Raw genomic sequence first — 24415 nt, 5'->3', positions numbered from 1 at the left:
GTGGCACTGTGAAAACGAGAGCGATGCTCTTGTCATCGAGTCGAAGGAGTCCGCGCAATGACCGCACGCTATGACCCACCGGACCGCGCCGCCAGAATCGTCAACCACGTGTTCCGCTGGCTGGCCGAGGCCGGCGTCAGCATCGCAGGCACCCGGGCGCTGCGCGTCCGCGGCCGCAAGTCCGGGGAACTGCGCACCGTGGTGATCAACCTGCTCACCGTCGAGGGCCGCGACTACGTCGTGTCACCACGGGGCAACACGCAGTGGGCCCGCAACGCCCGCGCCGCCGGTGAGGTGGAGACCGGCCCGCGCTGGCGCCGTCGCCGCGTCCGCGTCGTCGAGGTGGCGGACGGTGACAAGCCGAACCTGCTCGAGCGCTACCTCGACCGGTGGTTCTGGGAGGTCAAGGGCCACACCGCGGGTCTGACACCGGATTCCACGATCGAACAGCTGCGGGCGGCGGCGCCGTCGATCCCGGTGTTCGAACTCGTCGGTTAGGGAGGCGGCGGCGGTGCGGTGCCACCGGTGACGGTGAGCACGTCCTCGCGGGCCTGCTGGCTGGCCACCTGCCATGACACCGCTGCCGGGAACCGCCCCCAGGTGCTGTTGAACATCCCGATGATCACCGCCCGGCCGTCCGGCGTCACCGAGTACACCGGTCCCCCGGAGTCGCCCTTCTGGCTGACCACTCCGTTGCCCATGGTGAACCAACCGTTGTAGACCGCCTCGACGGTGCCGCAGCTCTCACCGGTGATCACCCCGAAGTGGCAGATCGGCATACCGGGCTGCGGCACGACGGCCGGGTCGGTCACCAGTTGGCGGCCGCCGGGCAGGATGTTGTTGACCGGGACGTTGACGGCCAGGCCGATCGCCTCCCAGTCGGAGATCTGGTGATTCGTGTCGATGGTCGCGCCGTCGGGGGTGTTGTCCCGGTACAGGGCCTGGGTGCCGATGAAGTTGCCGCCGCGGTCGAACACCGGCCCACTGCCACGGCAGTGCCCCGCGGTGAACGCCACCCTGAGTTGGGGATCGACGAAACCCAGGGTGCACACGTTGGCGTCCTGGTGGATCTCCATGCCGGGATAGACCAGGACACCGGGCTGGGCCTGGGCGGACGGGACAGCCGTTGCGGCGCCGGCGAGGCCGACGGCCATCGCGGCAACCACGCGAAACCAGCGTCGGCGCACGGAGGCCTCCGATCGGTCAGGGTGTGCTGGCGGTCAAGCGTAACCGGCACGGTGGCCGGTACGTCGTGAGAGCGAGCAACCTCCCCCGAGGGCGCCCGGCGTGCGGTCAGAGTTCCCTTCCACCATGGACGGGCTGAGCCTAACGATCTTGACCGTCGCCGTGGCCGGTTCGGCGTCAGGAGTCGAATCCCAGGCCCACCCTGTCGAGCCCGCGCAGCAACATGTTGCGCCGGCCCGCCGCATGGTCGGCCCGGTCCAGTGACCAGCGGGTGGCGTTGATCCCCATGGCCGCCAACGGCTCTGGCGGGAACGGCACGGGGCGGCGCCGGACCATCTCGAGTTCGGTGCGCTCGGTGCGGCGGCCGTCGAGCAGGTCAAGGCAGGTGTCGGCGGCGAACCGGGCCGCGCCGACGCCGAGTCCGGTGAACCCGTTGACGTAGGCGACACGGCCGCGGCGTGCCAGCCCCCAGTGCGCACAGAACCGGGTGTTGGTGTCGATGGCCCCGGCCCAGCGGTGGCTGAACCGGACGTCGTCGAGTTGCGGGAACGTGATGAAGAAATGCGCCGCGAGGCGCCGGTAGCTGCCCGGCCGGTCCTCGTACGCCGGATCGACCCGGCGCCCGAAGTGGTACACCGCGTCGTAGCCGCCCCACACGATGCGGTGATCGGCGGTCAGCCGGTAGTAGTGGAACTGGTTGGCGGAGTCGCCGATGGCCTGCCGGTTGCGCCAGCCGATCCGGTCCAGCTGCTCGTCGGTCAGCGGTTCGGTGGCCAGCACGTAGTCGTAGACCGGAACAGTGTGAAACCGGTTGCGCCGCAATAGGCTCGGGAACACATTGGTTGCCAGCACCGCGCGGGTGGCGGTGACCGTCCCTGCGCCGGCGTCCACACGGAGGCGCGGGCCGCTCGAATCGATCGCCGTGGCCCGGGAGTCCTCGAAGATCTCGACACCGGCGGCCGTGCAGGCGCGGGCCAGTTCGAACGCCAACTTCGCCGGATGGACGATGGCGCAGTCGTCCGCGCTGAACAGGCCGGCCCGGAAGGTCGGCGAGTCCACCTCCGCGGTGACCTCCTGCCGGCACAGCAGACGGCCCGCGCCCTCGGCCGACGCGCGGGCCAGCCAGGCGTCCTGATGCGGCTCGGTGGACACCTGCAGCATCCCGGTCCGCTCCCACTCGACGTCGAGACCGAGCCGCTCGACGTCGGCCTGCATCCCGTCGAGGTTCTCCATCCCGAGCCGCTCGAGATGCTCGTACTCATGCGGCCAGCGCGACTTCCCGTTCTGCACACCGTGAGTGAGGCTGGCGTCGACGAATCCGCCGTTGCGTCCCGACGCCGCCCAGCCCACCCGGTCGGACTCGACCACCACCACCCGCTGTCCAGGCCGGCGTTCCGCGGCGTGCAGCGCCGCCCACAGCCCGGTGTAGCCGGCGCCGACGACCAGCAGGTCGCAGTCGAGCGTCGACGTCAGCCGGGGATGACGCGGCCGGGGGACGTCGAGCCACATCGGCGAGAAGGTACTCGGCGCCAGCGCGCGATCGATCAGCGCCGCATCGACGTGGCCGTCGAACACTGTCCGCATCCTGCGGAGGCTACGGCCGCCGCGCCGGATCAGATGGGTACTTCCGCGGATGGGCCGACCGGCACGCGCCGGTCGGCGGGCTGCCATCCGGGCGGCCCGAAGACGTACCCGAGCCGGTCGCGCCACCGAGTCGCGGTCCGGACGTCGGCGGCGATTGCCACATACTCGCGGGTCTGCAGCTTCCAGATGTTGAAGGTGTCGACCGGTTTCGTGAGGCCGTAGTGCGGGCGGAACAGCTCGGACTGGAACGTGCCGAACATCCGGTCCCACAGGATGAAGATGCCACCGTAGTTCTTGTCGAGGTACTCGGCGTCCATGCCGTGGTGCACCCGGTGGTGTGACGGGGTGTTGAACACGAATTCGAAGGGCCGCCAGAGCTTCCCGATGCGCTCCGTGTGCACCCAGAACTGGTAGATGAGGTTGAGCGAGAAACTCGCGAACACCATCCACGGCGGAACACCCAACAGCGGCAACGGGATCCAGATGAGGATCTCGCCGCTGTTGTTCCATTTCTGCCGCAGTGCGGTCGCGAAGTTGAAGTACTCGCTGGAATGGTGGGCCTGGTGGGTGGCCCAGATCAACCGCACCCGATGTGCGATCCGGTGGTAGGCGTAGAACAGCACGTCGACACCGACGATCGCGATGACCCAGGTGTACCACTGGGTGGACGGCAGGTGCCAGGGTGCGACGTAGGTGTACAGCGCCACATATCCCAGCAGTGCAACGAACTTCCACGCGCCGGTGGTGGCGATCGACACCAGCCCCATCGAAATGCTCGCCCACGCGTCCCGGGAGTGGAACGCCCCGGCGGGCGCGCGCCCGTCCCGCGCATCCTCGAGCTTGCGGGCAGCCGTCCATTCGACGATCAGCAGCAACAGGAAGAACGGGATGGCGAACAGCACCGGATCGCGCATCTGCGGCGGCAGCACGTCGAGCGCCGACCGCACCGCGTCCCAGCTGGGATTCATCGTCACACCTCCCGGCCCAGTTTAGGTCACCGGAAGTTCAGCACCTGGTCACCCCATGCGCTACGGAGGTGCTCGTCCAGGTCGGTGACCAGCCGGTCTTCCTTGTCGATGACCAGGGTGCTGTGGTCACCCCGCCGGTAGGGCCGCCACGCCGGGTCACCCGTCGACGGGTCGCCGTCGACCGCGAAATCCAGCCAGCGCCGCCGCATGCGCCGCGACACCTCGCGCCCGGTCTTGAGCCCACCGAGTTTGAACGTCGGATCCTTCGAGCCGGCGACCAGATTGCCCCAGACGTAGGGCAGTTCGGTGGCGTGCGCGGCGCCAAGGCGCAGCAGCCGCAGCATCGGGGTGGACCAGTCGAACCGGTACACGAACACCGGCGCCACCGCGCTGTGGCCGTCGGCGAACCACAGCGACGGCATCCGGAACCCGATGTCCCGCGCGACACCGAGGCCGCGCGCCTTGCCGCGGGCGCGCGGGTACGCACTGCCGATCTGGGCGTCCGACGGAATCTGCAGACCGGGCTGCTCGGATTCGATCTCGGCGAACATCGCCTTGATGGCCTGCGGGGTGATCGGCATCAGCGGCGAACGCATCCAGCGGAACAGGGCCGCCTCGTCCCGGTTGGTACCGATGATCAGCGGCACCGGGTGCGTCCGCCCGTCGCGCGCCACGTCGATCGGATGCTCGGGCACCAGGTCCCCGTCGACGATCGGCGCGAAGGCCAGGGTGCCCGGGGTGCGCACCGGCACCTCGTCGAACAGCCGTTTCGACGCCGCCAGTACGGCATCGAGGGGAAGGTCGAGCAGCCGGCCGATCTCGCCGGCCTGCAGGCCGAGATGGCCGAGGAACCGCTCGGCGACCCGGCGGCCGCGGCCTGCGTCGTAGACGGAGGTCACCGGCGAACTCTGGGCGATCGCGCGGGCGAACAGCCCCTCGGCGGCTGGACTGGTCATCAGGGTGGTCACGATCCCGCCACCGGCCGACTCGCCGAACAGGGTGACCCGGTCGGGGTCCCCGCCGAACGCGGCGATGTTGTCCCGCACCCAGTGCAGGGCGAACACCACGTCGCGCAGACCGCAATTCGACTCGAAGCGGCTGTCGCCGAACGAGGACAGGTCGAGGAAGCCGAAGGCGCCGAGCCGGTAGTTGATGGTCACGACCACCACGTCGCCGTCGGCGGCAAGCGCCCGGCCGTGATAGAGCGGCTGGTTGGCCGATCCCAGAACGTACGCGCCGCCGTGCACCCACACCATCACCGGCTTGCCGTCTCCCGCAGCGGTGTCGGACGAGGCCCACACGTTGAGGCGCAGGCTGTCCTCGGCCTGCGGCGCACCGAGGTCGATGGGGATGCGGGCGTCGGTGGCCTGCGGACACACCGGCCCCACCCGGGTGGCGTCGGCGACCTCTGACCAGCGCTGCGGCGGTCGCGGCGCCCGCCAGCGCAGCTCGCCGGAGGGGGCGGCGGCGTACCTGACCCCCTTCCACACCTTCACTGTTCCGTCGTCGACGCCGCGCACCGGCCCGTAGCCGGTCTCGACGACCGGTCCGGCTTCCGCCGTGCTGCGGTATTCGTCGGTGGTCATGCGGCTCCTTTGGGCAGACAACTTCTCCAGGGTACTCAGCAACGCCGGCATACCCGCTGATCCGGCCGTTGCACGGCGAGAGGGCGACGACTCCCGTCGCCGCGGGCTCCGCCGGCGAGGCGGGTCGGCCGCGGCCACTAGGTTGGGTGCGTGCGCCCGTTCCCGCTGCTGGCCGCGGCCATCGTCAGCGAGGTGGCCGCCACGCTGGCTTTGCGTGCCTCGCAGGATCATTCGGTCTGGCTCGCGGTGGTGGCCGTGGGCTACCTCGGCGCATTCGTGCTGCTCACACTGGTGCTGCGGACAGGGATGGCGGTCGGCGTCGCGTACGGCATCTGGGGCGCCTGCGGCACTGCGGCGACGGCGGTGCTCGCGGCGGCGGTCTTCGGCGACCCGCTGACGTGGCCGATCGCCGCGGGCATCGGTCTCATCATCGCCGGCGTGCTGCTGATCGAGTTCGGCTCACATCCGCGCGTGGACGGGCCGCCGTCGTGATGTGGCTGACGCTGGCGGTCGCGATCGCCACCGAGGTGGTGGCGACGCTGTCGCTGCGCGCATCGGACGGGTTCCGCCGACGGGTGTGGATCGTGCCCGTCGTGCTGGGCTACGCGGTGTCGTTCACGCTGCTGTGGGTCACCCTGTCGCTGGGCATGCCGGTCGGCATCGCGTACGGGATCTGGACGGCGTGCGGGGTCGCCGCCGTCGCGGTGATCGCGCGGTTCCTGTTCGGCGAGCCGCTGACCGCGACGATGGCGCTCGGCATCGCGCTGATCGTCGGCGGCGTCCTCATGATCGAGACGGTCGGTCTCGCCCACTGAGCGCGCCGGCGAGCAGCACCGTCACTACGCCGGCCAGCGGCACGATGAGCAGACCCACCCGCAGCCCGGCCGCATCGGCGACCAGTCCCACCACCGGCGGCGAGGCCAGGAACCCGATCCGCAGCAGCCAGGTGACCAGCGCAAGGCCGGTGCCCGGGCGCAAGCCGGGCAGCCGGTCGGCGGCGTGCATGGCCGCCGGGATCAGGGTGGCGATCCCCAGCCCCGCGGCGGCGAAGCCGGCGATGGCCGACGGCACGCTGGGGAATGCCAGCGAGGCGCCCATTCCTGCGGCGGCGACGGCGCCGCCGGCCCGCGCGACGGCCGCCTCGCCGAACCGGTCCACCAGCCGGTCGCCGAACAGCCGGCCGACGAACATGCACGCCACCAGCGCGATGTAGCCGAACGGGGCGACCGCCGCCGCCGCGTCCAGGCTGTCGCGCAGATAGAGCGTCGCCCACGTGCTGCCCGCGTCCTCGACCGCGGCGCCGGCGATGGCGATCGTCGCGAGTGCGCCGATCAGGGCGTAGACACGCAGTCCTGCCCGCTGCCCGCCGGTCCAGGCCGCGGCGGGGTGGTCGTCGTGGTCGGAGCCGGTCAGCATGAAGCGGTAGGCGATCAGCACGGTGGCGCTGAACACCACGGCCGAGCAGCTCAGTTGAACCGTGCGAGGCACGGCCAGGGCGATCGCCGCAGCGCCGAGGAGTCCGCCGGTGATGGCGCCGGACGCCCACACCGCGTGGAACGAGTTGATGATCGAACGGCCGTAATTGCGCTGTACCCGCAGCGCGTGTGCGTTCTGGGCCACGTCGGTCACCGCGTCGGAGGCGCCTGCGACGAACAGCGCAGCGGCGAACAGCGCGCCCGAGGGCGCGAGACCGGCGAGGAGCACGAACACGGCGATGCCCAGGGTGCCTGCCACGCCGACGCGGGCCGAGGTGAACCGCCGGATCAGTGCGCCCGCCGCGATTCCGGCGACGAACGCGCCGCCGGAGAACGCCGCCACCGCCAGCCCGAACACGGTGTTGGACAGCGCGAGATCGGCTTTGATCTCCGGGAAGCGCGGCAACAGCGAGGCGAACAGCGCGCCGTTGGTGAAGAACAGGGCCGCCGTCGCGACCCGGGCCCGCCGGTCGCGCACCGCAGCCGCGCCGAGCTCTGCGGACACCATGGCCGCCAACCCTACCGGGCGTTAAATGGCAAGGGTGAGAAGGCGTTCGCTGGTCTCCCAGAGATCGCGGGACCGGTCGGTGTCGTAGCTGTCGGCCGAGGAGCGGATCGGCCGCCGCCCGGAGAAGTACCGCCCGGTGACGTCGTCGAAGCGCGGGTCGGCGGCCAGCGCCGCCAGGTGACGGCCGGAGGTTCGGGTGCTGCGCACCCCCGGGAGCACGCGCAGGGCGGGAAACAGGTGGCGCCACGGGAATCGTTGTGCGGTCGAGTAGTCGCGCGCCAGACCGGAGCCGGGCATCAGGCCGGGGTCGAAGGCGTTCACCGTGACGCCGCGGCGTCCCCGGTCCAGGCGCCGGTCGAGTTCGTAGGCGTACAGCACGTTGCACAGCTTCGACGTGGTGTAGCGACGCCGGCCGTCCGCGGCGCTCGACGCCCCGTCGGCGGGGTGGGCTAGTTCCTCGGCCGAGGTGTACTGCGGTTTCGGCATGCCGGAGAACTTGGCAGGATCGTGGGTTCCGCTGCTGACGATCACGATGCGGGCCGGCGGCGCGAGCTGGTCGAGCAGCCCGTCGACCAACGCGAAATGGCCCAGGTGGTTGACGCCGAACGTCAGTTCCACCCCGGCGGGGGTCCGTTCCAGACCCGAGACGACCTGCAGCCCCGCGTTGCACACCAGCGCCCGCAACGGCGGCAGCTCCCGCTCCGCGAGACGCGTCGGGAAGTCCCGCGCCGAGGTCAGCGACGCGAGGTCGAGGGGCAGCACCGTGCACCGCGCAGCGCCGCCGAGCCGGTTCACCGCCTCGGCTCCGCGGTGTGCGTCGCGCACCGCCAGCACGATGTGCCATGAGGGGTCGGTGTCGAGCAGCGCCCGCGCGCACTCGAGACCGAGTCCGCTGTTGGCGCCGGTGATGACGGCGGTCCGGTCGGTGGTCACTGTTCCTCCAGGAGTACGGGGATGAGCGCGGTGATGGCCTGGTAGAGGCGGCGGTACATGCGTTGGACGTCGGTGTGGCCGGGTTCGAGGTGGTCGGCGAGGAACACGCCGTCGGACTGGGCGACCGCGAATGTGGTCAGCTCGTCGGCGACCCGCGCGGCCACCTCAGGCGCGGTGTCCGGCGGCAACATCGCACCGATGGCCGACCGGAAACCCGCGATCGCGGTGTCGCGCACCCGGCGAACCACCGTGGCCACCGTCGTGTCGTCGTGGCGTTCGAGCGACAGCAGGTAGAACAGCCGCAGGAAATCCGGGTGCTGGGCGAGCAGCCGGGCGGTGGCCTCGAGCTGTTCGGGCGGGGTGGCCGCGCCTGCGTCGGGGATCGCGGCGAAGAAGCGCTCGGCGCCGCGTTCCATGACGGCGGCCAGCACCCCTTCCTTGGACCCGAAGTGCCAGTAGATGGAACTCGGCGGAAGTCCGCAGGCCCGCTGGATGTCGCTGATCGACGTCGCGGCGTAGCCGCGGGTGGCCATCAGGCGCTCGGTGACGTCGAGGATGTGCGCCCGCGAGGTCTGTCCCTGCTGTTGCTTCTTCGTCAGCGTCATCGGACACCTCCTCTGTAGGGATCGCTACAGTCACAACATAGCAGAAGGCGGACCCCGCCGTCCCGGACGGCGGATTAGGTTCGTGCAGAACGGGAATGCCCGGCCCGACAGATTCAGCAGGTCCTGAGGGGAGTCTTCGATCCGCGATGCCGACCGACTACGGGCAAGATTGGCTGCCATGACCGAACTGCCCGCGTCGCTCGTCGAACTCGCCGGGCGCTACGGCGTCGCCACCCGATTCGAGGACTGGACCGGTCGACAGGTGACGGTCGCAGAATCCACCCTGACCGCCGTACTCGCCGCACTCGGCGTGGCCGCGGACACCGAGGACGACCGCGCCGCCGCCCTGGCGGGCCACGAACGGGAGTACTGGCAGCGTCCGCTGCCGCCGATCGTGCTCGCCCGCTCCGGCGCTGTCTCGTCGTTCTGGGTGCACGTCACGCACGGCGAGCCCGTCGAGGTGTCGCTGCGGTTGGAGGACGGCACCGAGCGCACGGGTCTGCGGCAGCTGGAGAACAACCGCGACCCCTATGACGTCGACGGCCGCAGGATCGGTGAGGCGAGCTTCGAGGTGCCCGACGACCTGCCGCTCGGCTATCACCGGGTGCTGATGCACTCGGGCGCCACGCACGCCGACACACCGCTGGTGGTCTCCCCCTCCACGCTGGCACTGCCCGCGCGGCTCGGCGCCCGGCGCAGCTGGGGGCTGGCCACCCAGCTCTACAGCGTCCGGTCGCGGAACTCCTGGGGCATCGGCGACCTCACCGACCTGACCGACCTCGCCGTCTGGTCGGCGGCCCGGCACCAGGCCGGCTTCATCCTGGTCAATCCCCTGCACGCGGCGGCGCCCGCACCTCCGATGGAACCGTCGCCGTACCTGCCCACCTCGCGCCGCTACGTCAATCCGGTGTACCTGCGGGTGGAGGCAATCCCCGAGTTCGCCTACGTCCGCGGCCGCAACCGGATCCGCCGGGCCCGCGCCGGCGTGCAGGACAAGGCCGACAGATCCGACCTGATCGACCGGGACGCGGTGTGGCGGGCCACGCGCGCCGCACTCGCGAAGGTCTACGAGGTGCCGTGGTCGGCCGGCCGCCAGCTGGCCTACGAGGCCTACTGCACCCGCGAAGGCGCCAGCCTCGATGCGTTCGCCACCTGGTGCGCTCTGGCCGAGCGGCACGGCAACGACTGGCATCAATGGCCCGAGGAGTTCCGGCGCCCCGACAGCGCGGCGGTCGCGCAGTTCGCCCGCGACCACGCCGCCACCGTCGACTTCCACCGCTGGTTGCAGTTCGCGCTCGACGAGCAGCTCACGGTCGCCCAGGCGACCGCCCTGCAGGCCGGGATGGACCTCGGCATCATGACCGACCTCGCCGTCGGGGTCGACCCCAACGGCGCCGACGCCTGGGCGCTGCAGGACGTCCTCGCACTCGGGGTGACCGCGGGTGCGCCGCCGGATGAGTTCAATCAGCTCGGCCAGGACTGGTCGCAGCCGCCATGGCGGCCCGACGAACTGGTCGCGCGGGCCTACGAGCCGTTCCGGGCGCTGGTCAACGCGGTGCTGCGGCATGCCGGTGGTGTCCGCATCGACCACATCATCGGCCTGTTCCGGCTGTGGTGGATCCCCCGCGGCGCGCCCCCGACCGAGGGCACCTATGTCCGGTACGACCACGAGGCGATGATCGGCATCGTCGCGCTCGAGGCGCACCGTGCCGGCGCCGTCGTGGTAGGTGAGGATCTCGGCACCGTCGAGCCGTGGGTCCGCGACTACCTGGGCGAACGGGGCGTGTTCGGCACGTCGATCCTGTGGTTCGAGCTGGACCGCGACGGGAACGGCAACGGCGAGGACCGGCCGGGACCACTGCCGGCCGAACGGTGGCGGGAGTGCTGCCTGTCCTCGGTCACCACCCACGACCTGCCGCCGACCGCCGGCTATCTGGCCGGCGAACACGTCCGGCTGCGCGAGGAGCTCGGGTTGCTGACCCGTCCCGCCGCGGAGGAACTCGCCGACGACCGCGCCCAGCAGGCGGCGTGGCGGGCCGAACTGCGCCGCGTCGGGCTCCTCGACGAGGACGCCGGCGTAGAGGAGACGGTGCTCGCACTGCACCGCTATCTCGGGCGCACCCCGTCGAAGCTGCTGGCGCTGTCACTGGTCGACGCCGTCGGCGACGTCCGCACCCAGAATCAGCCCGGGACGTCGGACGAGTATCCGAACTGGCAGATCCCGCTGAGCGGCCCGGACGGTCGCCCGGTGCTGCTCGAAGACGTGTTCACCGACTCCCGGGCCGCTCGGCTGGCAGAGGCGATGGCCCAGCAGGTCAATCCGCCGCTGTAACGCCGCAGGACTCTCCTCCGGTTTCACAATCGTCACAGCTGCGATATGTTCGCACCGCACTCGATCCGACGGAGGCCACGTGAACAAGCTCGTCCTGCTCGGCGCCGGAGTCGTCGCCACCGGCGCGGCCGCCCTGATCACCGCGGGAGCGGCCGGGTCTCAGCCCGCCGACGCCAGCTCGATCAACGTCGTCGGCGAGCCCTACCTGAAGGCGCAGCAGATCCTGAAGAGCCAGGGCATCAAGGCCACCTTCAGCGGTTCGGTCGGCAGCGCGCTGCCGCAGGCGCAGTGCCTCGTGGACTCCCAGAAGGTCAACTCCGTGGGCAAGATGTTGCTCACGCTGGACTGCTCGGCCAAAGCCGAGGAGCAGCTCAAGGCGATGGGCCCCGCGGGCGGACCGAGGGTCGGCAGCAACGGCGTCACGACGGTGACCCCGACCCCGATGGTGCCGATCGCGGGCGCGCCCGGCGCCGGTGCCGGACCCATCCCGGCGCGCTGAGCTCGTCTCAGCTCGCTACACCTAGGTCTCCGACATCGCCTTCAGGTTGTCGAGCGTCCGATTCATGGTTCGGCCGACCTGCCGCGCGGCGACCCGGTCGGCGATCAGTCCGAGCAGGCCGCCGGGAGCCTCGTAGGCCAGCCGGAAATTCACCTTGGTCTTGCCGTCGCCGCAGTCACGCAGCCGGAACCGGCCACGCATGGTGATCCCGGTGATGCCGATCCAGGCCAGATCCCGCCGTTCGTCGAACTCGACCACCTCGATCACCCCACCCACCGGCACCGAACCGATCTTCCAGTGCGCGGTGTAGCGCGCTCCGATGCCGGCGTCGCCCTCGGTCACGGTCTCCCACCGCTCCAGGTTGGCCATGAATTCCGGGTAGCAGTCCGGATCGCTCACGTGCTTCCACACCGCGTCGCGATCGGCGTCGACGACGATGCTCCGTTGTAGCCTCATCAGCCGATCACCGGGAACCGTCGCCGCGCCGCCAGTCGGTCCACGCCGGCCTGCAGGCTGCTCAGCACCTTGTCGTTGATGACGTCGTCGTCGCTGGCCGCGATGTCGTCGGCGCCGATCGGGTCCTGCACCTCGATGGCGATCTTCGTCGGCAGCGGCAGCCGCGGCACCATGTCGGTGACCACCAGTCCCCACGGCGGGGCAAGGGCGATCGGCACGCTCTTGAGCCGCAGCGTCTTGTCGACCCGCAACAGCCGGGCCAGCCACTGACCGCGATCGAGGAACAGTGCGGCCTCCTGTCCGCCGACGCTGGCCACGGGAACGATCGGCACCCCGGCCTCGCGGGCGAGCTTCACGTACCCCTTGCGGCCGCCGAAGTCGACGTCGTGACGTTTCCAGGACGGCCGGAACACCTCGTAGTCGCCGCCCGGGTACACCAGTAGGGCGGCACCGGATTCGAGCGCCATCACCGCGTTGTCGTGATTGGCCGCGACGGTGCCGAACTTGCGCAGCGATCCCAGGCCGGGCATCGACACCACCAGGTTGTGTGCGAGCTGGTAGAACGGCCGCTCGACCCCGAAGTACGAGCAGAACGCCAGCGTGAACACGAAGGTGTCGGGCGGCAGATTTCCGCCGCTGTGATTGCCGACCAGCAGCACTGGGCCGTCGGCGGGAATGCGGTCCAGACCCTTGACGTCTGCGCGGAAGTACAGCGAGGCCAGCAGCCACAGCCCCGGCAATTGCTCCCGGATGTAGTCCGCATCGCGCTGATCGAGGTCGGCGGTGGGCACCCGCGCCGACACCTGCTTCTTGGCCCACTCGAGCGCGTCGCCGATCCCTGCCATGCCCCCTGTTATTGACATCACACAACTAGCCGAAACCTGCGTTCCCACGTACCGGTCGTAGACTGCGGTTGATCGGCACCGCGCCCCGGGAGGTCAGCCATGTTGCGTCCGCGCCGCTTCGAACGGGAGATCGATCCGGGCCCGGTTCAGATCCAGGCCCGCAAAGTGCACTTCGACGTCACCGATGTCCCCCTGCACTGGATCCCCGACCACCCCGTCGCGTCCAATGTGATCAGCTTTCTGAACCTGATCCTGCCCGCGGCCGAGCGGTGGTTCGTCGCCACCTACAACGAGGCGCTGCCGTACGTGAAGGATCCGCGGCTGGCTGAGGACATGCGCGGCTTCATCGGCCAGGAGGGCGCGCACGCCGAGGTGCACGAGCGGTTGCTGCACGACTTCATGGAGCAGCGCGGTATCGACCCGACCCCGATGGTCGATCAGGTGGAGTACGTCTTCACCAGAGTGCTCGCGCCGTCGAAGTCCGATGACCCCAGGCGCCGGATGAACCACCTGTGCGACCGGCTCTGGTTCATCGCGGCGATTGAGCACTACACCGCAGTGATGGGCGACTTCGCACTCAACTGCACATGGGACCATCACGGCGCCGACCCGGTCATGGCCGATGTATTCCGTTGGCACGGCAGCGAAGAGGTCGAGCACCGCAACGTCGCCCACGACGTCGCCATCTACTTCCATGACAGCTACATCGACCGCATCGGCGCCATGGTGATGGCGATGATCGGCATCTACACCTTCTTCCAGCGCGGGGCCACGTTCCTGATGAAGGCCGATCCGCAGGTGGACATGGGTTGGTGGGAAACGCAACGGCTGCGCGCCCGCGACTCCAAGCTGGGTCTGCTGCCCAAGTACCGCAAACTTTTCGGCAGCAATACCCTGGCGTATTTCCGACCCGGGTTCACTCCGGAGCAGATGGGTTCCACAGCCCAGGCGGTCGCCTATCTGGCCCGGTCCTCCGCCGCCCGCGCGGCCCACATGTGATGTTCGATCGGTTCCGCGACGTTCCTCCGAGCGTTTCCGGGCGAGCCCGTCACGACCCGTTCGTCGGCATGCTCGACGGTGTCGTGTCCGGGGTGTGGCGGATGACGGGCAAGGTCCGCAACATGGCGCCGCCGCGCGAGGTCGACCGGGCGATCGGGCTGCGGGTCTCCGGGCGCCGCGTCGTGGCCCAAGACGAAGACGTCATCGCCGTGACATTGACCGCAAGTGACGACGCACCGCTTCCGCGGTGGCATCCGGGCGCTCACATCGATCTCCGACTCCCCAGCGGTCTACTCCGGCAGTACTCGCTGTGCGGCGACCCCGGGGCACCCGACCGCTACCGGATCGCCGTGCGGCGGATCCCCGGCGGTGGCGGCGGCTCCATCGAGGTGCACGAGGCGCTGCGGATCGGCGCGACCGTTCGCACGCTGGGCCCGCGCAACGCCTTCCCGCTCACCGTGCCGGGTTACGGGTCACCGGCGCACCGGTTCCGCTTCGTCGCCGGCGGCATCGGGATCACCCCGATCCTGCCGATGCTCGAGCAGGCACATCGCCTCGGTGTCGACTGGTCGATGCTCTACACCGGCCGCAGCCGCGACAGCCTGCCGTTCCTCGACGAGCTGGTCCGGTTCGGCGACCGCATCACCGTGCGCACCGACGACGTCGACGGACTGCCGACAGCGCGCGACCTGCTCGGCGACGATCCTGCCGGGGCATCGGTCTACGCCTGCGGTCCCGCCCCCATGCTCGACGTGATCCGCACCGCGCTGGCAGGCCGCGGCGACGTCGAGCTGCACTACGAGCGGTTCGCCGCGCCGCCGGTGGTCGACGGCGCCGAGTTCGTCGCCGCCGCGGCGGCCTCCGGCGTGACCGTCCGGGTGGGCGCCGACGAGAGCCTGCTCGCCGCGTTGAGGCGGGCCGGCGTGCAGGCGCCGTACTCCTGCCGCCAGGGTTTCTGCGGCACCTGCCGCACGCGTGTGCTCGACGGCGAGGTCGACCATCGCGACACGCTGCTCACCGGCCCGGAGCGAGCCGCAGGCATGATGCTGACCTGCGTGTCACGGGCGCCCGAGGGTCACGTGCTCACCGTCGACCTGTAGCGGCCTCAGACGTGCTCGGCGAACGGCCACCACACGCCGTCGCTGCCGCGTACCCCGTTCGGCTGGTCCATCGCCGCGGTGAGCGCCTCGATCTCCTTGTGGTCCAACGCCACCGGCGCCACCTTGGCGCCGTCCTCGCCGGAGACGTCGTAGCTGAAGGCCAGCGGGGTGCCCGGGTGCAGCCAGTGACTGGTGGTGACCTCCGCGCCGCCCTCACCCTGGCCCGTCGTGGTCAGGAAGAAACCCTTGCCGGTGGCGAACCGGGCAGCCACCGCGGCCTGCAGATGGGCCACGAAGTGGTTGGTGAACGTGCCGGGTATCGGCTGCCCGCCAGAATGAACCGTTGCCACAGAGGTCGTCCCTTCGGTCGTCGACGCTGAACTGTCACCGTCTACTTTCTCTGACTCGGGACGTCGCTGCCGTACTATTCGCCCATGCCGTTGGCCGATGGGGCGACGTTCGCGGGTTACACCATCGTCCGCTTGCTCGGTTGGGGCGGCATGGGTGAGGTGTATCTGGCCCAGCACCCACGACTCCCGCGCCAGGACGCGCTCAAGGTGCTGCCCGCGACGGTGTCCGCCGACGAGGAGTACCGGCAGCGATTCCACCGCGAGGCCGACATCGCGGCCACCCTGTGGCACCCCCACATCGTGGGCGTGCACGACCGCGGCGAGTACGACGGCCAGATCTGGATCTCGATGGATTACGTCGAGGGCACCGACGCCGGCCGGTTGATGCGCGACCGCCATCCCGACGGTCTGCCCCAGCGCGAGGTGCTCGACATCGTCTCCGCCGTGGCCGACGCCCTCGACTACGCCCATGCGCGCAACCTGCTGCACCGCGACGTCAAACCGGCCAACATCCTGCTCGGGCATCCGGAGTCCGGCGAGCAACGGATCCTGCTCGCGGACTTCGGCATCGCCAGGTGGACCGACGACATCAGCGGGCTGACGGCCACCAACATGACCGTCGGCACCGTGTCCTACGCCGCGCCCGAGCAGCTGATGGGCGAGCGGCTCGACGGTCGCGCCGACCAGTATGCGTTGGCCGCCACCGCCTTTCATCTGCTGACCGGCACACCGCCGTTCCAGCACAGCAACCCGGCGGTGGTGATCAGCCAGCACCTCACCTCGACACCGCCGGCCCTGGCCACCCAGCGTCCCGAGCTCGCGGCACTGGATCCGGTCCTGGCGAAGGCACTGGCCAAGAAACCGGCCGACCGCTACGAGCGGTGCGCCGACTTCGCCCGTGCGCTCGCCCACCAGTTGGGTGTCGGCGCCGCGGGCGACACCCGGCTCGCGACGGCGGCCACGCCCGCCCCGGTCCGCAGGACGGCGCTGCGCCCCGCCGTCGTGGTGCCCGCGGTGCTCGCCGTGCTGCTGATCGTCGCCATCGCCGTGGCCGCACTGGAATTCCGCAGGGCCGACGATCGCCCGTCGGATCCGGTGGCGGCGCCCATGTCGTCGAGCGCTGTCCGGTCCTCGAGCGCGTCGCCCGCGGCACCGCCCGCCCCGCCGCCGCCCAGCCCCACGGACACGGTGACCGGGTCGCCGCCACCGACCACGGCGGCCGCACCCGCGGCAGCGGTGGTCGGCGCCGACTGCTCGCCGGCCGGCAGCACCTCCACCACCGCCGACGGTTCCACCGCCTACTGCGAAACGCTGCAGGGCACCGACTCGACCATCTGGTCGCTGACCCAGGGCGACATCCCGAGCCCCACCGTCACCACGGCGCCGACCGACGAGCCGCTACCCGCGGAGGAGGAGCCGCCAGTGCGGGTCTGCATGCAGCAGACCGACATGACCCGCCGCGAATGCCGCCGGTCCATCCGCGAGAGCAACGGCCTACCGCCGCTGTGAAATTCGCCGTCGTCGCACCGGTAGCCGCCGGGGTCACCGCCGATCCGAAGTGGATGGCGGATTTCGCCCGCCACGTCGAGGACTGCGGGTTCGAGTCCGTCGTCGTCGTCGAGCACACCGTGCTGATGACCGAGTACGACAGCGTCTACCCCTATGACGACTCGGGCCGCGTCGAACTCGCCGCGGACTGCCCGGTGCCCGACCCACTGGACCTGCTGGCGTTCCTTGCGGGACAGACCGAACGCCTGGTGCTGGCCACCGGTGTGCTGGTGCTGCCCAACCACCACCCCGTCGTGCTGGCCAAACGCGCGGCGACCGTGGACGTCCTCTCGGGCGGGCGGCTTCGGCTGGCGGTCGGCACCGGGTGGCTGAAGGAGGAGGTGGAGGCCTGCGGCGCGCCGTTCCACGCCCGTGGCCGGCGCGCCGACGAACAACTCCAGGTGCTGCGCACGCTGTGGGAGCACCGGCCGCAGGGCGCGGACTTCACCGGCGAGTTCTTCACCTTCGCCAACGCGATGAGCTATCCGAAACCGTTGTCGCACATCCCCGTGCACATCGGCGGTCACAGCCGCGCCGCGGCCCGGCGGGCAGGCCGATTCGGGGACGGCTTCCAGCCCCTCGGCGTGGCCGGCGCGGAGCTGACCGGCTTGCTCACCGAAATGCGCGAGAGTGCACAGGCCGCGGGCCGCGACCCGGCCGTGCTTGAGGTGTCGCTGGGGCATCTGGTCACCCGGGTGGACGCGGCCCGTGCGGAGAAGCTCGCGGCACTCGGCGCGGACCGGCTCGTGCTGGCGATGCCGCCCGTCCGGGACATCGCCGACGCACGCGAGCTGCTCTCCGACTGTGCCCGCAGACTGGGGCTGCGGCCGTGACGCTCGACGTGCCCGACCGGCTCGCCATCACCGACCTCGTGCACCTGTACGCCGCGGCGGTCGACGACCGCCGGTTCGATGACGTGGTCGCCCTGTTCACCGACACCGCGGAGCTGTGGCTGCCCGACCCGCCGCGGGCGCTGGAACCGGTGCGCCGCCATCACGGGCAGGACGGGGTGCGGACGGCGCTTTCCGCCGTCGCCGGCGTGCAGCGCACCGAGCACGCGATCCTCGGCGAGGTGTATGCCGAAGGGCCGCATCATGATTACGCCCTCGGACGGATCACCTGCATCGCGCACCACTGGACCGTCGAGGACGGCCGCGTCACCGACGTGGTGTGGCATCTGCGCTACGACGACGAGTACCAGCGCACAGCATCGGGGTGGCGGATCCACGGCCGCGCACTGACCATCAACGCGATCGAGATCCGCCCGGCCCGGGTGGTCAGGCCGCACCCTCCGCGCAGCCGGCCAGATCGGGCTGGCGCATCAGACGGTCCAGCAGGGGCCGCTGGCCCTTCAGCAGCTTCTCCCGGGCCGCCGCCACGGGGAACCAGGCCACCCGGTCGATCTCCGGGAACTCCCTGAGCGTTCCCGACCCTTTCGGCCACTCGATGGTGAACGTGTTGCTCACGCAGCCGCCGAGATCGAGGTCGCCCCGGACCGCGAAGACGGTGACCACCTTGCCGCCGGGTTGTCTGACCGGGTCGAAGCGCGTCGGCGCGCCCGCGGGCGGCTCCTTGCCGAGCTCCTCGCCGAACTCCCGCCGCGCGACCGTCCACGGGTCCTCGCCGTCGGCGTACTCCCCCTTGGGCACCGACCAGGCGCCGTCGTCTCTGCGCGCCCAGAACGGGCCTCCGGGATGACCGAGCAGCACCTCGACGACGTCACCGGTCACCCGGTAGAGAAGCAGGCCCGCACTGAGTTTCGGCACCGCGCCATTCTCCCCTCAGCGGAACAACCGTGCCGCACCGAGTACGGCGTCCGGCAGCATCCGCGCCAGGTCCACGGTGGCGTTCCGCCCGGCACCGAACACGGCTCCCAACGACCGCTCCACCCGCCACCGCACGGCGTCGAGGTCGCGAAGGGGACGCAGCGACTCCGGTTCGTGAAGGGGGTGGATCGTGCAGCGCGCCGCGCCGGAGCCGTCGGCGTCGAGGATGCCGTTCACCGCGGCGCGGGCGGCCTCGTTGGCGGCCTCCATGGTCGCCAGATCGGTGTTGGTACGTACGAAGTCGGCGGCCAGGAACAGGTTGGGGATCGCGGTGGCGGCCGGTGGTCGGTCCGGCAGTGATCCGGCGGTGTTGATCAGCAGCGGTTCGGCGTTGGTCACCACCGCCGGATCGGGGAAGCCGATCGCGGGGTCGAGGAACCAGTCGACGATGTTGGCGCGGTCGAGCGATCCGTCGTCGATGTGGTCGAGGATCTGCCCCCACACCTCTTCTCGGATCTCGCGTTCGGTGCACTGGATCGCCGGTTTGCCGGTGCGCCTGCCGGGCGTGTACCAATCCGACACGTCGACGGACAGGATGCCGCGCACGGTGCCGTCGCCGCGGGCAGACAGGTCGACGTCGGGCCAGAACTGCTTCTGCGAGATCGCGGTCAGCGCCCATTCGGAGTCGACGAACAGCGCATGGCCGTGGGCCAGAGGCACGTCACGGTCGAGGAAGAAGATCACCCCGTTCATCCACCGGGTGATCAGTCGTTTGAGCCCGGCCAGTCTTGGCTCGGCGGCCTTGAGTTCAGGGGTGATCAGGACGTCGAGGCGCTCCACCGGCATCGCCGAGACGAAGTGGTCGGCGGTGATCTCGACGACTCCGCCCGTCGACCCGTCGCCGTCCGCCGCGGTGAGCACGACGGTGGAGACCCGACCGTCCGAGCACCGGATCCCGGTGACCTCGTGCCGCCGGTGGAATCGCACCCCCCGCTGCTCCAGGTGGCGGACCCACGGTTCGATCCACACCTCGCTCGTCGGCCCGTCGAGCACGCGGTCCACCGGTCGGCTGCGGTCGACCATGTCGAACAGGATCTGCCACAGGATCATCCCACCGGTGCGCGCCGACATGTGTCTGGCCTGCGCGGCGACGAGCGAGCGGGTCAGGCCGTCGACGAGGAACCTGCGGTACTTCTCCGACCGCGCGTCGGCGTCGGTGAAGGCCCACCAGCTCATGTGCTCCCACTGCTGCTCACGGCGCTCGTCGCACGACAGCAGGAAGGTGAGCATGCGGCGCAGGAAGAAAGTCAGGTCGGTCGGCGGAATGCGCAGTTGGACCCGCGAAATCCCACAGGAAACGCATCAGGGCCGTGAGCTCGTCGGGCGTCGTCGGCAGGTCGGTGGGCGCGATCAACTCGTTGCGGCGGCCGGACTGGGCCAGCAGGATCTGCGTCGCCGGCGTGAGGTGCTCGACGGCGAACCCGGAATCGGTGGGAATCCGGCTCATCGTGTCGGTGAGGTGGCGGTAGAAGCCGGGAAAGAACCGGAAGCCGTGTTCGGCGGGAAGGTCCGCCCGGCCACCGACCCCTGAGCCCGCCACCGGTATCGAGCGCGCCTTGCCGCCGAGTTCGGCGTTGCGCTCGTAGACGTCGACCTCGTAATCGCGTTCGATCAGCTCGTGCGCGGCGCTCAGTCCACCGACCCCGCCCCCCAGAATCGCCACAGTGGCCATTGCCCGACCCTACGGTGCTGTCGGCCGCCGCACCCTGCGACCACGCCCGGCGGGCCGCGAAACCCGTTGCCGGATCACCTCATCGATGGGTCAGTAGGAGCGGTCGCCCTCGCTGTCGTCGATGAAGTCCCACCGCCCGTCGTCGACCTGGACCTCCATCCGCCAGCCCAGCTCGTTGCCCTCGACCTGGTCGACGAACCAGGCGTGCGCGTCGTCGGCGCTCTCGATGTCCTTGGTCTCGACGACATCGCCCTTCGGATTCAGCACACGGTAGGTAGCCATGCTGGTTCTGTTCCCCCTCGGCGGGTTTTGAATCAGTCCACCTTCGGCATCGGGATGCCCTCGCTGGCCGAGAACTGCGCGTCGTCGGCCGATGACAACCCGATCGACACCACCGACCGGGCGAAGAACACGTCGGTGAGGTAGGCCAGCGACACCGCCCACCGGTTCACCAGCCGCGGGATCGCGTACAGGTGGTAGGCGCGGGTGACGACCTTGGCGGGGAAGCCGGACAGCCGGACGTTGAGCGGGTTGGCCACCGCGTAGCGCGGGCCGAGGTCGACGACGAGGCCCATGTTGCGGTGCTTGTACTGCTTCGGGGTGCCGACGCCGAGGCTGGCCGCGACGTTGCGGGCCAGCACCTTGCCCTGCCGGGTGGCGTGCTGCGCGGTGGGCGGGGTGATCTTGCCGGGCTGCGTGAGGTCGGGAACCGCCGCGGCGTCGCCTGCGGCGAACACGTCGGGATGGCCGGGCACCTGCAGATCGGTCTGCACCTTGAGCCTGCCCTTCTCGGTCGGCAGGCCGAGGTTCTCGATCAGCGGCGCCCCGGTCACACCGGTGACCCAGGCGACGGTGTGCGTGTCGATGCGTGAATCATCGGTCAGCACAACGTGGTCGGCGTGCACCTCCTTGAGTGAGATACCCAGCCGCACGTCGATGCCGCGGCCCCGCAGCACCCGCATCGCGGCGGCGCCGAGCTTCTCCCCCACCTCGGGCATCACCTGCTCGGCGAGGTCGAGCAGCACGAAGCGCACCGCCTGGGGATCGAAACCCATCGAGTCGGCGGCGGCGTCGGCGAGCGCCCGCAGCTGAACTGCGAGCTCGGTGCCCGAGTACGAGGCGCCGACCACGACGACAGTGCGTCGGGCGGCGGCCTTCGCCGGATCGTCGTCGTTGTTGGCCAGCTCGAGTTGTTCGAGCACGTGGTCGCGCAGATACAGCGCCTCCGCGGTGGACTTGAGCCCGCGGGCGTGCTCGGCGAGGCCGGGCACGTCGAACAGCCGGGTGACCGAACCGGGGGTGAGCACCAGGCGGTCGTAGGACATGCTGCGCGAACGCTGCTCGGGATCGGTGAAGGTGACCGTGCGGCCGTCGAAGTCGACGCTGTCCACGCGGCCGCGCACCGCCTTCACCCCGCGCAGGGCGTTGGCGAGCGGAATCGTGACGAAGCGGGCGTCGACCAGTCCACCGGCCACGTCGGGCAGCAGCGGGGTGTACAGCATGTAGTCGACCGGCGAGATGATCGTGATGTCGACCGACGAACCGCCGTTCGACTCGTCGTGTTTGCGCAGGATCTTGGCGAGTTGGCGGGCGCATTCGAATCCGGTGAATCCGCTGCCCACGATCACGACGGACGTCATCGCGACCATTTTACGGTGCGGCCCCGCGCGGGGCGGTGCCATGCTGGAGCGGTGACGGGTCCGCGGTCGGAGCAGCGCGCGCGAACGCTGGATCGGCTGGGCTGGCTCTGGTCGTCCGCGGCGGTGGCACCGGTCGCCGGTGGCGCGTCGGCTGCGTACCGGACGCTGTTCATGACGCTGCGACGGATGATCGTCGGCAGGCGGATGGCGGTCAGGCTGGACGCGGGCGACCTTACGCTGACCGTGACCGAGTTCGATTCCCGCCTCGACATGCGGGCGCTGTCGGTCGGCCAGCTCGGCGAGGTGCGACTGGCCGCCCGCGACATCAGCTGGGCGGGAAGCAGATTCGATGCCGCCGCCGCGGTGTTCCACAACGTGGCGCTGCGGCCGTCGGCGCCGCCGGTGCTGGTGGCCGCGCCGGTGGAACTCACCCTCGATGTGCCCGAGGCGGCGCTCGACGAGCTGCTCCGCTGGGCGGCGCCGAGACTGTCGGGCGCCGTCGGCACCGACGGCGTGGCCCGGCTGCAGCTCGTCCGCAGGCCCGGCCTGGGCTGCGTGGAGGTCGACGCCCAGCTCGACGGCTCGACGCTGTGGCTGCGACCGCGCGGCGTCACCCTGCGGCGCAAGCGGTGGGCGCTGCCCGGACGCACGCCGGGATACCGGGTGCGGCTGCCGGAACTGCCACACGGTCTGGAACTCACCGGTGTCAGCTTCGCCCCGGGTGTGGTGCGGCTGTCGGGCGTCGTGCCCGAATGGCGGATGGCCATGCCACGCACCCGTCTGGAGTACCTGATCGGCCAGCTCAGCGCGGTCGGACGACCGCTCAACCTGACGCGCATCGTCAAGCTGCGGTAGCGGCTCACGTGTGGGCGGGCGTGTTGGCGAACCGGTCGACGATGGCCTGGCAGAACGCGGGCAGGTCGTCGGGTGAGCGACTGGTGATCAGGTTGCCGTCGATGCAGACCTGCTGGTCGACGACGGTCGCGCCGGCGTTGCGCAGGTCGGTGCGGATGCTCGCGTAGGACGTGAGCGTGCGGCCCGCGACGACGCCCGCCTCGACCAGGGTCCACGGTCCGTGGCAGATCGCGGCGACGGGTTTCCCCGAATTGACGAAGTCGCGAACGAAGTTCACGGCGGCCTCGTCCTTGCGCAGCTTGTCGGGATTGACGGTGCCGCCGGGCAGTACCAGCCCGTCGTAGTCGTCGACATTCGCATCGGCGACCGCCCGCTGCGCGGTGAGGGTGCCCGCCGGCTCCAGATCGTGGTTGCGGGCGTCGATGTCGCCGGCCTGCAACGAGAGCAGTTCGGTCTGCCCGCCCGCGTCGTGGATGGTGTCGCGGGGGCGTTCGAACTCGACCATCTCGACCCCGTCGGCGGCCAGGATCGCGATCTTCCTGCCCTCGAGTTCGTTCGGCATGGTGCTCCTCCTCTGCGGTCGTGGCTCTTCCGATGTCTCGGCTACCCGGGCCTCCGGCGCCTCAACCCGCCGGAGCCGCGCCGTCGCTAGAGTCTCGGTTCGTGTCCGGATACACCCGCTACGTCGCACTCGGCGACAGCCAGACCGAAGGACTGTGGGACGGCGATGACTCGAGCGGTCTGGCGGGCTTCGCGGACCGGCTGGCGGCCATCCTCGACGCGCAGCGACCGGGGCTCGAATACGCCAACCTGGCGGTGCGGGGCCGTCGCATCGCCGACGTCAAGCACGATCAACTGCCGCGGGCGCTCGCGATGGCGCCCGACCTCGTCACCCTCTGCATCGGCATGAATGACGTGACCAGGCCCGGCAATTCGTTCGACCGCGCGCTCGGCGACCTCGACGAGGTGTACGTTTCGCTGGCCCGGTCGGGCGCCACGGTCGTCACCACGACCTTTCCCGACATCGCACAGATCCTGCCGATCGGCCGGGTGCTGGCCGCACGCGTGCGCCGGATCAATTCCGTCATCCGCGACGCGAGCTCGCGACACGGCTTCCGCCTGGTCGACCTGTTCGGCGCGCCGTCGATGCGGGAACCGGACACCTGGAGCATCGATCGGGTGCACGGTTCGCCGAAGGGACACGCGTTGTTCGCGGCCGCCGCGGCCGAGGCGCTCGCCCTGCCGGGCAGCAGCCACGACTGGGCGCACAGCGGCGCCGACGTGGCCTGGCCGTCATGGCGCACCAGGTTGACCTCACAGGCCCTATGGACCCGCAACATGCTGATGCCGTATCTGTGGTGGCACCTGCGGGGGCACGCGGTGGGCGACGACCGCGGTCCAAGGCGGCCGGAACTGCGGCGGGTGCGGCCGGCGCCGGCGTGAGGCGGG

The 24415-nt window shown here is 70.4% G+C and carries 27 protein-coding genes and 1 pseudogene; 12 read left to right on the top strand and 16 right to left on the bottom strand.

Translation table 11 applies throughout. The features are described from left to right. The first annotated feature begins 57 nt into the window (after window positions 1–57). Window positions 58–498, top strand: a complete 441-nt coding sequence (locus tag O6P37_RS19055) for a nitroreductase/quinone reductase family protein (protein ID WP_269895543.1) — start codon at window positions 58–60, stop codon at window positions 496–498. Here O6P37_RS19055 and O6P37_RS19050 read toward each other — a convergent pair. The 4 genes from O6P37_RS19050 to O6P37_RS19035 form a co-directional block, all read right to left on the bottom strand. Continuing rightward, the gene (locus O6P37_RS19050) at window positions 495–1154 is read right to left on the bottom strand and encodes an Rv1815 family serine proteinase (RefSeq protein ID WP_269895667.1); all 660 of its coding nucleotides are present in this window, start codon (window positions 1152–1154) and stop codon (window positions 495–497) included. The two genes, O6P37_RS19055 and O6P37_RS19050, sit on opposite strands and share 4 nt — an antisense overlap. A 208-nt stretch (window positions 1155–1362) precedes the next feature. Beyond that, the gene (locus O6P37_RS19045) at window positions 1363–2769 is read right to left on the bottom strand and encodes an NAD(P)/FAD-dependent oxidoreductase (protein ID WP_269895542.1); all 1407 of its coding nucleotides are present in this window, start codon (window positions 2767–2769) and stop codon (window positions 1363–1365) included. 29 nt (window positions 2770–2798) lie between these two features. After that, window positions 2799–3737, bottom strand: a complete 939-nt coding sequence (locus tag O6P37_RS19040; protein ID WP_269895541.1) for a sterol desaturase family protein — start codon at window positions 3735–3737, stop codon at window positions 2799–2801. A gap of 26 nt (window positions 3738–3763) precedes the next feature. Further along, window positions 3764–5323, bottom strand: coding sequence for a carboxylesterase/lipase family protein (locus O6P37_RS19035; RefSeq protein ID WP_269895540.1), 1560 nt, complete (start codon window positions 5321–5323; stop codon window positions 3764–3766). A 150-nt stretch (window positions 5324–5473) separates the two neighbouring features. On the opposite strand from O6P37_RS19035, the gene O6P37_RS19030 reads away from it, so the two are divergent. Both O6P37_RS19030 and O6P37_RS19025 read left to right on the top strand, forming a co-directional pair. Further along, complete coding sequence (locus O6P37_RS19030) at window positions 5474–5815, top strand: DMT family transporter (protein WP_269895539.1); 342 nt, start codon at window positions 5474–5476, stop codon at window positions 5813–5815. Beyond that, window positions 5815–6138, top strand: coding sequence for a DMT family transporter (locus O6P37_RS19025; RefSeq protein WP_269895666.1), 324 nt, complete (start codon window positions 5815–5817; stop codon window positions 6136–6138). Before O6P37_RS19030 ends, O6P37_RS19025 begins: the two co-directional genes overlap by 1 nt. Here O6P37_RS19025 and O6P37_RS19020 read toward each other — a convergent pair. Genes O6P37_RS19020 through O6P37_RS19010 form a run of 3 tightly spaced genes read right to left on the bottom strand, consistent with a single transcriptional unit; the run spans window position 6107 to window position 8844 of the window. Next, on the bottom strand, window positions 6107–7306 hold the full coding sequence (locus O6P37_RS19020) for an MFS transporter (protein ID WP_269895538.1): 1200 nt from the start codon (window positions 7304–7306) through the stop codon (window positions 6107–6109). The genes O6P37_RS19025 and O6P37_RS19020 overlap by 32 nt on opposite strands. Window positions 7307–7327: 21 nt before the next feature. Further along, window positions 7328–8239: an SDR family NAD(P)-dependent oxidoreductase gene (locus O6P37_RS19015; RefSeq protein WP_269895537.1), complete on the bottom strand. Its 912-nt coding sequence runs from the start codon at window positions 8237–8239 to the stop codon at window positions 7328–7330. Further along, complete coding sequence (locus O6P37_RS19010) at window positions 8236–8844, bottom strand: TetR/AcrR family transcriptional regulator (protein ID WP_269895536.1); 609 nt, start codon at window positions 8842–8844, stop codon at window positions 8236–8238. Before O6P37_RS19010 ends, O6P37_RS19015 begins: the two co-directional genes overlap by 4 nt. A gap of 178 nt (window positions 8845–9022) precedes the next feature. On the opposite strand from O6P37_RS19010, the gene malQ reads away from it, so the two are divergent. Continuing rightward, the gene (malQ, locus tag O6P37_RS19005; protein ID WP_269895535.1) at window positions 9023–11176 is read left to right on the top strand and encodes a 4-alpha-glucanotransferase; all 2154 of its coding nucleotides are present in this window, start codon (window positions 9023–9025) and stop codon (window positions 11174–11176) included. Between the two features lie 79 nt (window positions 11177–11255). Continuing rightward, entirely contained in the window at window positions 11256–11675 is a 420-nt protein-coding gene (locus O6P37_RS19000) for a hypothetical protein (protein ID WP_269895534.1), read from the top strand. A 21-nt stretch (window positions 11676–11696) separates the two neighbouring features. Here O6P37_RS19000 and O6P37_RS18995 read toward each other — a convergent pair whose 3' ends face one another. Both O6P37_RS18995 and O6P37_RS18990 read right to left on the bottom strand, forming a co-directional pair. Beyond that, the gene (locus O6P37_RS18995; protein ID WP_269895533.1) at window positions 11697–12131 is read right to left on the bottom strand and encodes an SRPBCC family protein; all 435 of its coding nucleotides are present in this window, start codon (window positions 12129–12131) and stop codon (window positions 11697–11699) included. Further along, on the bottom strand, window positions 12131–12976 hold the full coding sequence (locus O6P37_RS18990; RefSeq protein ID WP_269895532.1) for a lysophospholipid acyltransferase family protein: 846 nt from the start codon (window positions 12974–12976) through the stop codon (window positions 12131–12133). Before O6P37_RS18990 ends, O6P37_RS18995 begins: the two co-directional genes overlap by 1 nt. Before the next feature lie 99 nt (window positions 12977–13075). Here O6P37_RS18990 and O6P37_RS18985 point away from each other — a divergent pair, with 99 nt between their 5' ends. Then, entirely contained in the window at window positions 13076–13975 is a 900-nt protein-coding gene (locus tag O6P37_RS18985) for a metal-dependent hydrolase (RefSeq protein ID WP_269895531.1), read from the top strand. 122 nt (window positions 13976–14097) lie between these two features. Beyond that, window positions 14098–15075: a PDR/VanB family oxidoreductase gene (locus tag O6P37_RS18980; protein ID WP_408633210.1), complete on the top strand. Its 978-nt coding sequence runs from the start codon at window positions 14098–14100 to the stop codon at window positions 15073–15075. Between the two features lie 5 nt (window positions 15076–15080). Here the strand turns inward: O6P37_RS18980 and O6P37_RS18975 are convergent, their stop codons facing one another. Further along, window positions 15081–15425, bottom strand: a complete 345-nt coding sequence (locus tag O6P37_RS18975) for a DUF7882 family protein (RefSeq protein WP_269895529.1) — start codon at window positions 15423–15425, stop codon at window positions 15081–15083. An 84-nt stretch (window positions 15426–15509) separates the two neighbouring features. Here O6P37_RS18975 and O6P37_RS18970 point away from each other — a divergent pair, with 84 nt between their 5' ends. From O6P37_RS18970 to O6P37_RS18960, 3 genes and pseudogenes are all read left to right on the top strand, one after another. After that, on the top strand, window positions 15510–16934 hold the full coding sequence (locus tag O6P37_RS18970) for a serine/threonine-protein kinase (protein WP_269895528.1): 1425 nt from the start codon (window positions 15510–15512) through the stop codon (window positions 16932–16934). Beyond that, window positions 16931–17806 (top strand): LLM class F420-dependent oxidoreductase, encoded by an 876-nt coding sequence (locus O6P37_RS18965; RefSeq protein ID WP_269895527.1) that lies wholly within the window; start codon window positions 16931–16933, stop codon window positions 17804–17806. The genes O6P37_RS18970 and O6P37_RS18965 overlap by 4 nt, the downstream gene beginning before the upstream one ends. After that, a pseudogene (locus O6P37_RS18960) lies at window positions 17803–18195 on the top strand (nuclear transport factor 2 family protein); the annotation flags it as partial. The gene O6P37_RS18965 and the pseudogene O6P37_RS18960, both read left to right, overlap by 4 nt. Before the next feature lie 55 nt (window positions 18196–18250). On the opposite strand, the gene O6P37_RS18955 reads toward O6P37_RS18960, so the two are convergent. The 5 genes from O6P37_RS18955 to O6P37_RS18935 all read right to left on the bottom strand — a co-directional run bounded on the left by O6P37_RS18955 (window position 18251) and on the right by O6P37_RS18935 (window position 22111). After that, window positions 18251–18739, bottom strand: a complete 489-nt coding sequence (locus O6P37_RS18955) for an NUDIX domain-containing protein (RefSeq protein ID WP_269895526.1) — start codon at window positions 18737–18739, stop codon at window positions 18251–18253. A 15-nt stretch (window positions 18740–18754) separates the two neighbouring features. Continuing rightward, complete coding sequence (locus tag O6P37_RS18950; RefSeq protein ID WP_269895525.1) at window positions 18755–20029, bottom strand: hydroxysqualene dehydroxylase; 1275 nt, start codon at window positions 20027–20029, stop codon at window positions 18755–18757. Beyond that, window positions 19992–20471 (bottom strand): NAD(P)-binding protein, encoded by a 480-nt coding sequence (locus O6P37_RS18945; protein WP_269895524.1) that lies wholly within the window; start codon window positions 20469–20471, stop codon window positions 19992–19994. The genes O6P37_RS18950 and O6P37_RS18945 overlap by 38 nt, the downstream gene beginning before the upstream one ends. 90 nt (window positions 20472–20561) lie before the next feature. Then, complete coding sequence (locus O6P37_RS18940; RefSeq protein ID WP_264014502.1) at window positions 20562–20753, bottom strand: hypothetical protein; 192 nt, start codon at window positions 20751–20753, stop codon at window positions 20562–20564. A gap of 32 nt (window positions 20754–20785) precedes the next feature. Next, on the bottom strand, window positions 20786–22111 hold the full coding sequence (locus tag O6P37_RS18935) for an NAD(P)/FAD-dependent oxidoreductase (protein ID WP_264014503.1): 1326 nt from the start codon (window positions 22109–22111) through the stop codon (window positions 20786–20788). Between the two features lie 51 nt (window positions 22112–22162). Between O6P37_RS18935 and O6P37_RS18930 the strand changes: the two genes are divergently transcribed. Further along, window positions 22163–22966 (top strand): hypothetical protein, encoded by an 804-nt coding sequence (locus O6P37_RS18930; RefSeq protein WP_269895523.1) that lies wholly within the window; start codon window positions 22163–22165, stop codon window positions 22964–22966. A 4-nt stretch (window positions 22967–22970) separates the two neighbouring features. On the opposite strand, the gene O6P37_RS18925 is transcribed toward O6P37_RS18930, so the two are convergent. Then, window positions 22971–23528 carry a type 1 glutamine amidotransferase domain-containing protein gene (locus tag O6P37_RS18925; RefSeq protein ID WP_269895522.1) on the bottom strand — a complete coding sequence of 186 codons (558 nt, stop codon included), beginning with the start codon at window positions 23526–23528 and terminating at the stop codon, window positions 22971–22973. A gap of 101 nt (window positions 23529–23629) precedes the next feature. Between O6P37_RS18925 and O6P37_RS18920 the strand changes: the two genes are divergently transcribed. Beyond that, window positions 23630–24409 (top strand): SGNH/GDSL hydrolase family protein, encoded by a 780-nt coding sequence (locus O6P37_RS18920; protein WP_269895521.1) that lies wholly within the window; start codon window positions 23630–23632, stop codon window positions 24407–24409. Window positions 24410–24415: the final 6 nt, after the last annotated feature.

The sequence above is a fragment of the Mycobacterium hippophais genome, from assembly GCF_027529605.1.
In the GTDB taxonomy this organism is placed as follows: Bacteria; Actinomycetota; Actinomycetes; order Mycobacteriales; family Mycobacteriaceae; genus Mycobacterium; species Mycobacterium arseniciresistens.
The sequence above is the reverse complement of the archived record's forward strand: the minus strand, read 5'-3'. Positions and strand labels throughout refer to the sequence as shown.

What these genes read in the sequence shown, in the direction of transcription:
- O6P37_RS18985 (WP_269895531.1), top strand. Translation starts at nt 13,076, where the DNA reads ATGTTGCGTCCGCGCCGCTTCGAACGGGAGATCGATCCGGGCCCGGTT.
- O6P37_RS18940 (WP_264014502.1), bottom strand. Translation starts at nt 20,753, where the DNA reads ATGGCTACCTACCGTGTGCTGAATCCGAAGGGCGATGTCGTCGAGACC.
- O6P37_RS18990 (WP_269895532.1), bottom strand. Translation starts at nt 12,976, where the DNA reads ATGGCAGGGATCGGCGACGCGCTCGAGTGGGCCAAGAAGCAGGTGTCG.
- O6P37_RS18935 (WP_264014503.1), bottom strand. Translation starts at nt 22,111, where the DNA reads ATGACGTCCGTCGTGATCGTGGGCAGCGGATTCACCGGATTCGAATGC.
- O6P37_RS19020 (WP_269895538.1), bottom strand. Translation starts at nt 7,306, where the DNA reads ATGGTGTCCGCAGAGCTCGGCGCGGCTGCGGTGCGCGACCGGCGGGCC.
- O6P37_RS19045 (WP_269895542.1), bottom strand. Translation starts at nt 2,769, where the DNA reads ATGCGGACAGTGTTCGACGGCCACGTCGATGCGGCGCTGATCGATCGC.
- O6P37_RS18925 (WP_269895522.1), bottom strand. Translation starts at nt 23,528, where the DNA reads ATGCCGAACGAACTCGAGGGCAGGAAGATCGCGATCCTGGCCGCCGAC.
- O6P37_RS19050 (WP_269895667.1), bottom strand. Translation starts at nt 1,154, where the DNA reads ATGGCCGTCGGCCTCGCCGGCGCCGCAACGGCTGTCCCGTCCGCCCAG.
- O6P37_RS19055 (WP_269895543.1), top strand. Translation starts at nt 58, where the DNA reads ATGACCGCACGCTATGACCCACCGGACCGCGCCGCCAGAATCGTCAAC.
- malQ (WP_269895535.1), top strand. Translation starts at nt 9,023, where the DNA reads ATGACCGAACTGCCCGCGTCGCTCGTCGAACTCGCCGGGCGCTACGGC.
- O6P37_RS19035 (WP_269895540.1), bottom strand. Translation starts at nt 5,323, where the DNA reads ATGACCACCGACGAATACCGCAGCACGGCGGAAGCCGGACCGGTCGTC.
- O6P37_RS18950 (WP_269895525.1), bottom strand. Translation starts at nt 20,029, where the DNA reads ATGCTCACCTTCCTGCTGTCGTGCGACGAGCGCCGTGAGCAGCAGTGG.
- O6P37_RS18970 (WP_269895528.1), top strand. Translation starts at nt 15,510, where the DNA reads ATGCCGTTGGCCGATGGGGCGACGTTCGCGGGTTACACCATCGTCCGC.
- O6P37_RS18995 (WP_269895533.1), bottom strand. Translation starts at nt 12,131, where the DNA reads ATGAGGCTACAACGGAGCATCGTCGTCGACGCCGATCGCGACGCGGTG.
- O6P37_RS18945 (WP_269895524.1), bottom strand. Translation starts at nt 20,471, where the DNA reads ATGGCCACTGTGGCGATTCTGGGGGGCGGGGTCGGTGGACTGAGCGCC.
- O6P37_RS19025 (WP_269895666.1), top strand. Translation starts at nt 5,815, where the DNA reads ATGTGGCTGACGCTGGCGGTCGCGATCGCCACCGAGGTGGTGGCGACG.
- O6P37_RS19010 (WP_269895536.1), bottom strand. Translation starts at nt 8,844, where the DNA reads ATGACGCTGACGAAGAAGCAACAGCAGGGACAGACCTCGCGGGCGCAC.
- O6P37_RS19040 (WP_269895541.1), bottom strand. Translation starts at nt 3,737, where the DNA reads ATGAATCCCAGCTGGGACGCGGTGCGGTCGGCGCTCGACGTGCTGCCG.
- O6P37_RS18980 (WP_408633210.1), top strand. Translation starts at nt 14,098, where the DNA reads ATGGCGCCGCCGCGCGAGGTCGACCGGGCGATCGGGCTGCGGGTCTCC.